Source organism: Nitrobacter sp. (genome assembly GCF_051535235.1).
Lineage (GTDB): Bacteria > Pseudomonadota > Alphaproteobacteria > Rhizobiales > Xanthobacteraceae > Nitrobacter.
In genome coordinates, this window is sequence record NZ_JBPPLZ010000001.1 from 446,061 (window position 1) to 458,700 (window position 12,640).

Annotated in this window: 10 protein-coding genes, 1 pseudogene and 1 riboswitch; of the genes and pseudogenes, 3 read left to right on the top strand and 8 right to left on the bottom strand. The window is 65.8% G+C overall.

Annotation, left to right across the window (positions count from 1 at the left end; all coding sequences use genetic code 11):
• Position 1 precedes the first annotated feature (1 nt).
• A complete protein-coding gene (locus ACS3WA_RS02190; RefSeq protein WP_438276913.1) occupies positions 2-571 on the bottom strand; it encodes a DUF2239 family protein in 570 nt (189 codons plus the stop codon).
• Between the two features lie 115 nt (positions 572-686).
• Entirely contained in the window at positions 687-2,441 is a 1,755-nt protein-coding gene (gene ggt, locus ACS3WA_RS02195; protein WP_438276914.1) for a gamma-glutamyltransferase, read from the bottom strand.
• A 115-nt stretch (positions 2,442-2,556) separates the two neighbouring features.
• On the opposite strand from ggt, the gene ACS3WA_RS02200 reads away from it, so the two are divergent.
• The gene (locus ACS3WA_RS02200) at positions 2,557-3,942 is read left to right on the top strand and encodes an MFS transporter (RefSeq protein WP_438276990.1); all 1,386 of its coding nucleotides are present in this window, start codon (positions 2,557-2,559) and stop codon (positions 3,940-3,942) included.
• Between the two features lie 14 nt (positions 3,943-3,956).
• On the opposite strand, the gene ACS3WA_RS02205 is transcribed toward ACS3WA_RS02200, so the two are convergent.
• From ACS3WA_RS02205 to ACS3WA_RS02225, 5 genes are all read right to left on the bottom strand, one after another.
• Positions 3,957-4,937 carry a c-type cytochrome gene (locus tag ACS3WA_RS02205; protein WP_438276915.1) on the bottom strand — a complete coding sequence of 327 codons (981 nt, stop codon included), beginning with the start codon at positions 4,935-4,937 and terminating at the stop codon, positions 3,957-3,959.
• Entirely contained in the window at positions 4,934-5,596 is a 663-nt protein-coding gene (locus tag ACS3WA_RS02210) for a c-type cytochrome (protein ID WP_438276916.1), read from the bottom strand. The genes ACS3WA_RS02205 and ACS3WA_RS02210 overlap by 4 nt, the downstream gene beginning before the upstream one ends.
• A gap of 304 nt (positions 5,597-5,900) precedes the next feature.
• Positions 5,901-7,493 carry a bifunctional phosphoribosylaminoimidazolecarboxamide formyltransferase/IMP cyclohydrolase gene (gene purH, locus ACS3WA_RS02215; protein WP_438276917.1) on the bottom strand — a complete coding sequence of 531 codons (1,593 nt, stop codon included), beginning with the start codon at positions 7,491-7,493 and terminating at the stop codon, positions 5,901-5,903.
• Between the two features lie 24 nt (positions 7,494-7,517).
• Positions 7,518-7,599: riboswitch (ZMP/ZTP riboswitch) on the bottom strand.
• A 60-nt stretch (positions 7,600-7,659) separates the two neighbouring features.
• Positions 7,660-9,414, bottom strand: a complete 1,755-nt coding sequence (locus ACS3WA_RS02220; protein WP_438276918.1) for a heparinase II/III family protein — start codon at positions 9,412-9,414, stop codon at positions 7,660-7,662.
• Positions 9,415-9,550: 136 nt separating this feature from the next.
• Positions 9,551-10,903, bottom strand: a complete 1,353-nt coding sequence (locus ACS3WA_RS02225; RefSeq protein WP_438276919.1) for an RsmB/NOP family class I SAM-dependent RNA methyltransferase — start codon at positions 10,901-10,903, stop codon at positions 9,551-9,553.
• A 211-nt stretch (positions 10,904-11,114) separates the two neighbouring features.
• Between ACS3WA_RS02225 and ACS3WA_RS02230 the strand changes: the two are divergent.
• A pseudogene (locus tag ACS3WA_RS02230) lies at positions 11,115-11,337 on the top strand (DUF1674 domain-containing protein).
• Positions 11,338-11,421: 84 nt separating this feature from the next.
• Entirely contained in the window at positions 11,422-12,006 is a 585-nt protein-coding gene (locus tag ACS3WA_RS02235; RefSeq protein ID WP_438276920.1) for a thermonuclease family protein, read from the top strand.
• A gap of 48 nt (positions 12,007-12,054) precedes the next feature.
• On the opposite strand, the gene ACS3WA_RS02240 is transcribed toward ACS3WA_RS02235, so the two are convergent.
• Positions 12,055-12,573, bottom strand: a complete 519-nt coding sequence (locus ACS3WA_RS02240; protein ID WP_438276921.1) for a L,D-transpeptidase — start codon at positions 12,571-12,573, stop codon at positions 12,055-12,057.
• Positions 12,574-12,640: the final 67 nt, after the last annotated feature.

Below are 12,640 nucleotides of genomic sequence, written 5' to 3' on the forward strand. Positions count from 1 at the left end.
GTCAAATTCGCTCCACCAGCTTGATGACGTGATCGCGGATGTCGTCCGGCCAGGTAGCGATCAGGCCAGCCAGCCGCCGCCGGTCGTCTGCGAACAGCGCGCGCGCGGCTTCCTCGAAGTTCGCAAGATTGCCCGCCATCGCGGACATGAAGTGATAGGCGGCGTCGCGGGCCGCGCGGTTGCGATCCCGCTCGCCATTGGCGCGGCGGGCCTCATCGACCAGCCTGCGCAAGGCGACAGACGCCCCGCCGGGCTGCGCGCTCAGCCATTCCCAGTGCCGCGGCAGCAGCGTCACCTCGCGCGCGACCACGCCGAGTTTCGGCCGGCCGCGGCCGCGCGGACCGGTCGCTTCGACCGGCGAGGTCCGCTGCAGACGGGCGGTGACATCGTCGTCGGACCCCCGCAGGTCGAGGTCGACGGGCCGCCCGGTCGCATCGCTGTAGATCGCGATGGGAGCGGTCGTGCGCGTCTCCGCGTGCTTGACCGCCAGCGCAACATCGGCAAGCGGGCCGGACGCAATGCGGCGCTGGCCCTCGAATGCGGTGAAACAGGGTGTTTGATCGTGGATCATCGGTACCATCCATCGTGGGGTCGCAATTATTACCCGGATATAATTAATCCGTCAATATTACCCGGATGAATATTACGAGATGGGGGTTAGGGCTGGCTTGGCCGGTCTGTTCGTCTCAATAACCCGCCGCCTCCGACCCGCGCGTTCGCGGATCGGCCGCCCCGTGGAAGCCGTCCGGCGAAACGGCGATGGAGTTGGCGGAGGTCTGTCCCATCGGCATGACAACGGCATGGCCCCGCGCCCGCAATTCCGCGATGACGTTCTCAGGAAATCCGTGCTCGGCGCGGGCCTCATCGGGCAGCCATTGATGGTGCAGCCGCGGTGTGGCCACGGCTTCCGCAATGTTCATCCCGTAGTCGAGCACGTTGACGATCACCTGCAATACTGTGGAGACGATGCGGCTGCCGCCGGGCGATCCCGTCACCAGCACCGGCCTGCCGTCCTTCAGCACGATGGTCGGCGTCATCGAGGACAATGGCCGCTTGCCGGGGCCGGGCAGGTTGGCCTCGAAGCCGACCAGCCCGAATGCGTTCGCCGCTCCGGGCGCCGCGGTGAAATCGTCGAGCTCGTTGTTGAGCAGAACGCCGGTGCCTTCCGCCACCAGCCCGACGCCATAGCTGAAGTTCAGCGTATAGGTATTGCTGACGGCGTTGCCGAAGGCATCGGCCACGGAAAAATGCGTGGTGTTGTCGCCCTCATGCGGTGGCGGCAGGGGAACTGCGGCGGCGGGCGTTGCGTGTGCCATATCGATCGAGGCGCGCTGTTTGGCGGCGTAGTCCTTGGAGAGCAGCGTTGCGATCGGTGCATGCACGAAGGCGGGATCGCCGAGATAGCGTGCGCGGTCGGCGTAGGCGCGCTTCATCGCCTCGATCAAAAAGTGCAGCGAATCCGCCGACCCCTGATGCAGATCGCGCATCGGGAATCCCTCGAGGATATTCAGCGACTCGATCAGAACGGTGCCGCCCGACGACGACAGCGGCATCGAGACGATGTCATAGCCACGATAGCTGCCGCGCACCGGCTCGCGGACGAGAGGTCGATACGACTTCAGATCGTCCAGCGTCATGATCCCGCCGGCTGCGCGGATCGCCGCCTCCAGCCTTGCCGCCACCGGCCCTTGGTAAAAGCCATGCGGCCCGCGCTCGGCGATCGCGGTCAGCGTCGCCGCCAGATCGGTCTGAACCAGCAGGTCTCCCTCGCGCGGCGAGCTGCCATCGGGGCGCGAAAATATTTTCACGGACGATGGCCAGCGCGCGAGCCGCCGGTGCCGTTGCGGCAGCGTGTCGGCGGTGTCGTCGCTGATCTTGAACCCGTCGCGCGCGAGCGTGATCGCGGGCTTGAGCAGGTCGGCAAGCGTGAATTTGCCCGAGCCGTATGACTCAAGCGCCAGCGCCAGACCGGCGACAGTGCCGGGCACGCCGATGCCGAGCGCCGAATCGCGCGACTTCGCAGGCTCCGGCTTGCCGTCGGCGCCAAGGAAGATGTCGCGCGTGGTCGCGCCTGGCGCGGTCTCGCGATAGTCGATGGCGATGTCACGATTCCGCTCTGCAAGGTGAATCACCATGAAACCGCCGCCGCCGAGATTGCCGGCGCGGGGATAGGTGACCGCCATGGCGAAACCGGTCGCCACCGCCGCATCGACCGCATTGCCGCCACGCGCCAGAATGTCCGCACCGATTGCGGCGGCCCGCGTCTCCTGCGCCACCACCATGCCATGTTTCGCGTCCACGGGACGGATCGCGACGGGCGCAGGGGGCGGGGAACCGCGCGCATCCTGCGCGGACACGGGCGTCCGGACAACCAGCAATGCGGCGATCAGAAAAAAGCCGATCGGGGAAAACATGTGCCGGAGCGGCCTTCGGCGGATCATCCATTGCTCCACGGGTGTTGCTGGTGTCGTTCCGTCAACCAATCGATGCTATAGGGATTCCGGCGCGTGAGGCCAGACACCCCGCGTGATTCGACGGGACATATCGATCATGACGATGACCACAGCCATGCCCGCAGGCAACGCCGGTGATCTTGAGGCGCGTTATGCGTCGCGCGCCGCGGTGGCAAGCTGGATCATGTTCGACTGGGCGGCGCAGCCCTATTTCACGCTGATCACGACTTTCGTATTCGCGCCGTATTTCGCGACCTTCGTGGCGGCGACGCCGGCCGAGGGGCAATCGCTGTGGGGCTTTGCGACGGGCGCGGCCGGCATCGTGATTGCGCTGGCTTCGCCGGTGCTCGGCGCCATTGCCGACGCCAGCGGCCGGCGCAAGCCCTGGATCGCGGCCTTCGGCGCGCTGCTGGTGATCGGCTCCAGCCTGATGTGGATCGGCAAGCCCGGCGACCCCGGCGTGATCCTGCCGCTCCTGATCGCCTACGGCATCGCCACCATCGGCGTCGAATTCGCCACCGTGTTCAACAATGCGATGATGCCCTCGCTGGTGCCGCCCCACAAGATCGGGCGTCTGTCGGGAACAGGATGGGCCACCGGCTATATCGGCGGCATCCTCAGCCTCATCCTGGTGCTCGGCTTCCTCGCCGCCAATCCCACAACCGGCAAGACGCTGTTCGGCCTGTCGCCGCTGTTCGGGCTCGATCCCGTGACCCATCAGGGCGATCGCATCACCGGTCCCCTCACCGCCATCTGGTTCATCGTCTTCGTGCTGCCGATGTTCCTGCTGACGCCGGACTTCCCGGCGAAGCGCCCGGTGCGAACGGCGTTGCGTGAAGGGTTGAGAGAACTGCGCGGGACGCTCGGCGAACTGCCGAAGCGCAGATCGTTGGCGACCTTCCTGCTCGCCAACATGATCTATACCGACGGGCTGGTGTCGCTGTTCGCGTTCGGCGGCATCTACGCCGCCGGCACCTTCGGCTGGCATACCATCCAGATGGGAGTGTTCGGCATGCTGCTTGCCGTCGCCGGCGCGCTCGGCGCGTGGATCGGCGGCAAGCTCGACGACCGCGTGGGTCCGAAGCGCGTCATCGCCGCGAGCATGACCGTCCTGCTGCTGTCGATCGTGATGATCCTGCTGGTCGAGAAGGATTCCATCCTGTTCGTGAAGGTGCCGCCGCCCGTCCCCGGCGGCGGGTTGTTCGCGGCACCTGCGGAGAAGGCCTATCTCATCCTCGGCTGCCTGATCGGCGGCGCCGGCGGCCCGCTGCAGGCGGCCTCGCGGACGCTGCTGATCCGGATGGCGCCGAAGGATCGCATCGCGCAGTTCTTCGGATTGTTCGCGCTGACCGGAAAGGTGACGTCGTTCGTCGGTCCGCTCCTGATCGGCTACGTCACCTTCGTCACTGCAAGCCAGAAGGCGGGCATGGCGGTGCTGGTGCTGTTCTTCGTCGCCGGACTTGCGCTGTTGTCCCGGGTGCGGGAGTAACCGTGCCCGCGCGTTCAATGCGCCGCGTTGATCGTCCCTGACGGCGGCGACTTTTCGCCAAGCAGCACGCCGTTCACGACCACGCCGTATTTGGACGTCGGCTCGTCATGGAATCGCTTGCGGGTTTCCGCAACCGATTCAACGAACCGCGGATCCTGCGGACGCTCCTGACTGTCCATGTAAGTCGCGATGTCCCACGCCTCCTGATCGCTCAGCGAGCCGCCGAGTCCGAGCGGCATATTGGCCTTGATGAAGCCCGCGGCGTTGTTGATCGAGGCCATCCCCGCGCCCCAGTTGAACGACCGCGGTCCCCATAGCGGCGGAAACACGGTCTGTCCGTCCGCCGACTTCTGTCCTGCGCCGTCAGCGCCATGACAGAGAGCGCAATGCTGGGCGTAGGCCTTTGCGCCGCGATCGTAGTCCGCCGGCTGATCCGGCGCCTTCAGTTTCGGATAGCCCTGACCTTTGACCACGACGCCGGTCGGACCGCCCTTCGCCAGGAAGTAGGCGTAGCTCTCCAGCGCCACCAGCACCTTGTCGTTGAACGGCGGCGCCTTGCCGTTCATGCTGTAGCGGAAGCAGCCTTGCAGCCGCTCCTGAAAGGTATTCACGCGGGCGTTCTTGGCGCGATAGGCCGGGTAAAGAAGATAGGCGGCACCGAGCGGCGCCGAATTGGGTTGACGGCCGCGATCGATGTGACAGTTCGAGCATTGCAGGTCGTTGCCGACGAAGCCCTTCGCGTTGTGCTGGGTGTCGTGAAAGATCGCCTCGCCGAGCCGTATCATGTCGCCGAAGGGTCCGTCCGGAATGTCGCTCTCCGCGGGCGGCGTGTAGGAGGGACGGGTGGCTTCCGCTTTTTGCGCCGGAGGCGGCTCCGGCGTCGCGCCTGTTGCCGGTGTTGCTGCGCCGGACAGAATGTATCCGGCAAAGCCGGCGGCCGCGAGGACGAGAACGGCCGCGGCCGGGACCGAAGGGGCAACGGGCTTGCGAGTCATGGCCTGGTCTCCGATGCAGGGGCCGACGCCGCCACGGGCAGGCTCTCGTAATAGGCGGCGACGCTCTTGATCTGGTCGTCGGTGAGCTTGCCGGCGACATTGGCCATCACGCCCATCGGATCGGTCTTGCGATCGCCGCTCTTCCAAGACCTGAGCGCTTTCTCGATATAGACGGCCCATTGTCCGGCGAGGCGCGGAAAGTCCGCCCCGACGCCGAGGCCGGCGGCTCCGTGACACTGTGCGCAACCCGGCAGGTCTTTTGACCAGTCGCCGGTCGCGGCGAGCTTCGCGCCCGCGGCGATCACGGCCGCATCGGCAGGTGCCGTTTCGGACTTCGTCGTCGCCATATCGGCATAATAGGTCGCGAGAGCTTTCTTCTCGCCATCCGACAGGTCGGAGGCGATCATCATCATGATGCGGTTCTTGCGCGTTCCATCCTTGAAGCCTGTAAGCTGACGTTCGAGGTATTGTGCGTTGAGACCGGCAAGGCGCGGCACGGCCGTCGTCGGCTGGCCCTCTCCCTGCTTGCCGTGACACGGTGAGCACGATGCCGCTCCGGGAGGTATCGCGTTCGCGGTGGTGTTTTTCCCATCCGCTGCAAGCACCGGCAGCGCCGACATGCCAAGGAGCAGCATTGCTCCGCCTGCTACCGATCTCATTCTGTTGCCCCCGCCTTCCATCTCAAGGTTCGCGTTGCCGAGACAAGAAAATATCCTCGTCCGGACCCAAAAGCACGTCGCGGCGATTGCCGCCAGAACACAAAAACCAAATCCGATTTTGGTTCCCCAAAGCGTGAGCAATTGGCGAAAAGACGGTCCGCATTCTCAATATCGAGAGCGCAGCCGGGCCGCATGGATCGCGCTTTAAAGCCTGACTCAACTGCGTTGAATCAGACTCTCGTCCATCCTTTTGATTGAGCATGATCCTATCCGAAAACCGGTTTCCACTTTTCGGGATCATGCTCTAATGCCGAAAATGACGGATGCCGGTAAACACCATGGCGATGCCGTGCTCGTCAGCCGCCTTGATGACCTCCTGGTCGCGCATCGAGCCGCCCGGTTGAATGACGGCGGTGGCGCCGGCCTCGACGCAGGCGAGCATCCCGTCGGCGAACGGGAAGAACGCGTCCGACGCCACGACCGAGCCTTGGGTCAGCGGCTCCGCGAGCTTCAGGTCGCGCGCCGCGTCCTCGGCCTTGCGCGCCGCGATACGCGCGGAGTCGACGCGGCTCATCTGCCCCGCACCGATGCCGACGGTGGCGAGGTCCCTGGCATAGACGATGGTGTTGGACTTGACGTGCTTGCCGACGCGGAACGCAAAGCGCAGATCGCGCATCTCGGCCTCGGTCGGCGCGCGCCTGGTCACTACCTTCAGCGGCATGTCGTCTACGACGGCGTTGTCGCGGGTCTGCACCAGAAGCCCGCCCGCCACCGTCTTTGCGCTCACTCCGCGCGCGCGCGGGTCGGGCAGGCCGCCCGCGAGCAGCAGCCGCAGGTTCTTGCGCTTGCCGATGATCGCAATCGCCTCCTCGGTCGCATCGGGCGCGATGATGACTTCGGTGAAGATGCCGGCCACCGCGTTGGCCGCATCAGCGTCGAGCGTGCGGTTGAAGGCGATGATGCCGCCATAGGCCGAGGTGGTGTCGCAGGCGAGCGCCTTGCGGTAGGCGTCGGCGAGATCGGCTCCTTCCGCGACGCCGCAGGGGTTGGCGTGCTTGATGATGACGCAGGCCGCGGTGCGCGCCGTATCGAATTCGGCGACGCATTCATAGGCCGCGTCGGTGTCGTTGATGTTGTTGTAGGACAGTTCCTTGCCCTGCAACTGCCGCGCGGTCGAGACCCCGACGCGCCGCTCCGGCGTGCGATAGAACGCGGCGCTCTGGTGCGGGTTTTCGCCGTAGCGCAGCGTCTGCGCAAGACGCCCGCCGATGGCGCGATAGTCCGGCGCGTCGGTCCCAAGCTGCGCCGCGAACCAGTTGGAGATCGCGGCATCATAGGCGGCGGTGCGCGCGTAGGCCTTGGCCGCGAGGCGCTTGCGCAGCGCCAGCGTGGTTGCGCCCTTGTTTGTTTTGAGTTCGTCGAGCACCGCCTGATAATCCTGCGGCTCGACCACGACCGCGACGTCGTCGTGGTTTTTCGCGGCGGCGCGGATCATCGCCGGACCGCCGATGTCGATGTTCTCGATGCAGTCATCGTAAGCCGCGCCTTTGTCGACGGTCGCCTCGAACGGATACAGATTGACGACCAGCAGGTCGATCGGGGCGATGTTATGATCCGCCATCGCTTCGGCATGATCGGCGTTGTCGCGGATCGCGAGCAGCCCCCCATGCACCTTCGGATGCAGCGTCTTCACCCGGCCGTCCATCATTTCCGGAAAGCCCGTGAGCTCCGAGACATCCGTCACCGCCAGCCCGGCCGCGGCGATCGCCCTGGCGGTGCCGCCGGTCGAGACCAGATCGATGCCGAGACCAGCGAGCGCGCGGGCGAATTCGATCAGGCCTGTCTTGTCGGAAACGGAAAGCAGTGCGCGGGTCACGCGGCGCGGTCGGTCGGTCATGGGCAGATCCTCTGTCTGAAGGGATACCTATGCCCAGGCGCGCGGCGGATATGTCCCGCGCTTCCCGATGGTGCTCCATCCAAGGTCGCCAGTCGCGCGAGCGCGGGTTCGTTAGCAGCTTTCGCCGCCCTTCACAACGATCGGAAAAAGACCGGGTCTTGTGCCGCTACAGCGGCAATTCCGGCTGCCGGCTCGCATTGCGGCGGGCGGTGGTGGCCGTGGGCGAGGTGGCCGAACGGACGAAGCTCCAGCGCACACTGGGGGCTTCCCGCGCATTCTGACGGATCACGATCTGCGCGCTGCGGCGGGGACCGTCGTTGCCGGCGAGAAACACGCTGTCTTCGAGGTCGACGCGGTCGGCTGGCGCATCGAACGTCCAGACCTCGCGGTTTTGCAGCACCAGCATCACCCCGTGCCCATCGCTGAGGCGGCTCGCCTTGATCGACGGATGCAGGTGAAAACGCAATGCGTAATCGATTCGGCTGCCCTTCATGCGGCCGCCGGGCGCGGGCGCCAGGATGTCCTCGCCCTCCAGCCGCGCGCCGTCAGGCGCGATCGTCAGCACGCGGCGATGGATCAGGCCGAAGCGGGCAAGATAGCCGTCATGCGAAGCCGTCAGCCGTTCGCCGTCGTCGACGGTGTCGCGGGAGCTTTCGACATTGCGCGGCCCGCCGACGATCGGCGCGCCTTGCAGCAGTCGCTTCATCGCCGACTGTTCGACGAACTGGCAGGATGACGTTTCATGGCAGGTCAGCGTGGAATGCGCCGGCGTGGTGCGTGCGAAGGCGCGCCAAGTGTCGCGGCTGGTCGAGGGCGTGCCGCAATTGATGACGATCCGGTTCAGACCGGAGGACAACTCGAACGACAGGCAACCGGCATGCGCCTCCTCGCTGAGGTTCGACGGCGGCGGCGGTCCGGTATCGACGATCAGCGTCGTCGCGCCGGCCTCGAGGCGCTGGAAGCCGGTGTGCGGCATGTGGGCCATCGGTATGCCGCGGGTGTCGTCATAGGCCAGAAGCGTTGCCAAAAGGTCCGACGGCGCACCGCTCATGCCATTGAACAGCGCAAAACTGCCGTCGCCGTGACGGAAGAAACGCAGCATGGGCATCATGCGGTCGATGGCGTTCAACAGCGCCGCCGGCGGCGCGATGTTGCGCGCCGCGAAGGTCTGCCGGAGCGGCAGCAGGTCGATCAGCAGTTCGATCAACGCGCCGGGATTGCGCGAGACATGGCCACCATCGGGCAGGATCTGCCGCCGCAATTCGTCGGACAGCTTGCGCGTCGCGGTGCGGATGGTGCGGGCCTGGTTGGCGAGGCACAGCGAAGCGTAGCACAGCGCGATCAGCACCTGGAGCCGCGGCACGCCGTCGGGCGCGTCGTGCAGGCCGAAACGCAAAAGACGAACGTCGCGGGCCAGTGCGCGCAAATAGCGGCGATAGAATTTTCCATCGGTATCGCTGAGCACGAGCGGCGCATGGCACAACAGCGAGATGACACGGCGCGCCATGACGTCGGCGCGGCGTCCGAGCGGCCGCCGGCGCGCCGGATTCGACATCCAGTCCTCCACCAGCGATCGCGCATTGGCGCGCGTGATCGCGGTATCGGCGGCGCGCAGATGTCGCAGCCAGCCGAAACCCAGCAGCATAGCTTCCCAGTCCTCGGACGGCGGTTCGAGGTCGAAGATCGAGCGGGAACGGCAGGTGACGATCTTGCCCGCGAACACGAAGCGGCCGGCATAGATTTCGGCGGCGCGGGTGGCGTCGGCCGTGCGCAGGTCATGCGGCGCGATCGTCAAACGGTCGGTACGGCCGGGCCATAGCCGCGACAACGCCGCCGGGCCGTCGCCAGCGCGTGCGAGCGTCCGTCGGGCGAAGCGGCGGAGCAACAGCGTTGAAATGCGTCTGCGATGAGCGACCGACACGCTGCGCCTTCAGTGTGAGGATTCCCGCGAATCCCTTTCAGTTGATGGGGACTCTTTCGCGAATCTTTTTAATCCGGAAAGGCCGGCAACGCACTATCTTGAAATGCCGCGAATCTGCTTGATCCGGCTTTGGATATCAGGACTTGGTCAATCGCGCCGCATAGAAACCGTCGAGGCCACCCAGCTTCGGATCGTCGCGCGGCAGATGGCAGGGCAGGGTGCGCAAGTCACCCGCCGGCGTCACGATACCTTCCAGTCCGGCTACTTCCGCGGCGCTGACCGGCGCGCGCCGTACACCTGCCTCGGACGCGAGCAGCGCGGCGACGGTCCGCTCGCCTTCCTCGGGTTCCAGCGAACAGGTGCAGTAGATCAGCGTCCCGCCGGGTTTGAGCAGCGCGAGCGCTTTTTTCAGCAATCGGTTTTGCAGCGTGGTCAGCGCCGCGATATCCGCCTCCTGCTTGAGCCAGGCCACGTCCGGATGACGGCGGATGGTTCCGGTCGCGGAGCAGGGCGCGTCGACCAGCACGCCGTCGAAGCCGCCGCCTGCCACATCGTCCTGCCATTCGACGGCGTCGGCGACGAGCGCCCGCGCGTCCAGCGACAGCCGGCCGAGATTTTCGCGAAGCCGCGCCACCCGATTTGGCGACCGGTCGATGGCCGTCACATCCGCGCCGGCCTGCGCGAGTTGCGCGGTCTTGCCGCCGGGCGCCGCGCAGAGATCGGCGATGCGCCGTCCTTTGAGATCGCCGAACAGCCGCGCCGGCAGCGCGGCGGCGGCGTCCTGCACCCACCATCGCCCTTCCGAGAATCCGGGCAGCATCGCGATAGGACCTTGCAACGCGGTGCGAACGGTTCCGGTCGGCAGGGCCTCGCCATGCAGACGCGCCGCCCAGTGTGCCGCGTCGGTCTTGACGGTGAGATCGAGCGGCGGTTCGTGGCCGATCGCCGCGGCAATGGCTTTCGCGGCGCTCTCGCCGAAATGAACGGTCCATCGCGCCATCAGCCATGGCGGGATGTCGAGCGCCTCCGAGCGGACCTCATCGATCAGGCCCTGACCCTCGCGTGCGCAGCGGCGCAGCACGGCGTTGACAAGTCCCGCATATTTCGCGGCGCGTCGGTCCGACTGCACGAGCCGCACCGAAAGGTCGACGGCGGCGTGATCCGGCACATCCATCCAGAGAATCTGCGCCGCGCCGATCAGAAGCGCGCTCTGGGCGCGCGGCGCGTCGGTTGGGACGCCGCGATCGAGCAGCCGTGACAGCAAATGGCCGAGCGTTCCGAGCCGGCGCAGAATCGTCGCCACCAGGCGCCGCATCAAGGCGCGATCGCGATCGGCGAGCGCCTTCAGACCGGGATGCGCGGCTGCGCCTTCGAGCTGTTCGTCGAGCGTGCGACGCTTGTGCAGGACGCCGTCGAGGATATCCGCTGCGATGCGCCGGGCTGCGAGGCCGGGAACCTCGGTGGGCGGTGCGAATCTGGTTGACGGCATGAGGCAGGCAAATCGCTTGAAAGTAAGGGATGACGGTACGCATGTTTTCAGCGTCCGTCACGGCAGGATCAGCTTCATGACATGTGAATAAGCCAAATATAAGAATCGCCATCATGTTCATCCATTCGGAACATGATTTGTGGTGGAAGACGGCTTTCCGGCGACGATGAGTCGCTTCGCCGCCGGAGAATCGCGACAGGAGGATGGTCACATGACGGACGAGCCTTCGATCTTGCCGTCCAATGATTCGGCGGATGCGCGGAAGCCGCTGACGCCGGCGGCCCGGCGCGCTGGCCGAGGCGGAGGCCCGCCGTGCCGCCTCGCAAGCCGCTGCCGGACCAAAAGAGAATCCGAAAGAAATTCAGGGACCGAAAGGCCCCGAGCCCACGCGGTTCGGCGATTGGGAACGAAACGGAATCGCATCGGACTTCTAAGCTGGCTATTTTCTTAGCGGATCATTTTCCGCCTCGATGCTTTTCCAGCTTGCAGTTTGGTCCGACTCGGGCTACTTTAGGAATATGTACCCATATAGCAGAATAAATACATCGCTTGGGACGCGGTGGCGTGGCCGCCTCTCGCCGATTCTGCCCTGGATTTTCACTTTGGGCGTGGTGGCGGGCACCATGCTGCCGATCCGGAACTGGGTGCATTGGCCGCCGCCGGTCCTTAACCAGACGTCGCTGCCGTCCCCGTCCGACACGCGTGCGATCTGGGCGCGCGCCGCCGATTCCGGAGCGCGGCACCAGGTCGAGGTCGTCAGGACCATCGACGGCGACACCTTCGAGGCGCTGGTTCATCTGTGGCCCGGTCTCGACATGACGACGCGAGTGCGGCTGCGCGGCATCGACGCCGCGGAAATGAAGGCCGCCTGCGCCGAGGAACGGCGGCTCGCGCAGGCCGCGAGCAACCGGTTGCGCGATCTGCTCAGTGAGGGTGGTGTCACCATCGCCAATATCGGGCCCGATAAATATAACGGGCGCGTCCTTGCCGATGCAGCCACGGCGCGAACGCCCGATGTTTCTGCGGCAATGCTGGCGGGCGGTTACGCCCGCGCCTATCACGGCGGTCATCGCGGAAGCTGGTGCGACGGCGCGAGGCGGTAAGCTTTACGGTCTGTCGACGGTCTTGGCGCTTACGGTCGCCACTCCCGGTCAGCGCTGCGTCACCACCACCGGCGTTCCGATCGAAACGCGTCGATAGAGGTCGTTGATGTCGTCGTTGTACATGCGGATGCAGCCGTATGACACGAAATGACCGACCGACTGCGGCCGGTTGGTGCCGTGAATGGCGTATTGGCCGCCGCCGGACAGCGTCATCGCCGCGACGCCCATCGGATTCGACGGCGAGCCTCCCGCAATCACGTCCGGAATATTCGGGTGATCGCGCTTCACGTCCGCCGGGGGCGCCCATGCCGGATCGCGATATTTGCCTTCGATGTGAGCGGTGCCCGCCCATTGCTTGCCGGCCTTGCCGACGCCGACAGGATAACGGATCGCGCGATCGGAATCGACGATCAGGTAGAGCCGCCGCTCATCGGTCTTCACCACGATGGTGCCTGGCGCGTAATCACCGCGGTAGCTCACCACATCCGGTCGCGCCTCGGCCGGCGCGATAATCAGCAAGCTCGCTCCGATCGTGGCGGCCAACGCCACCGCAGCCCTTGTCGACATTCCTTTGCTCCAAAGCTGCGCCGCAGCCGTGTCCGTCAACCGGAATCGCACGCGCCATTCGTCGGCG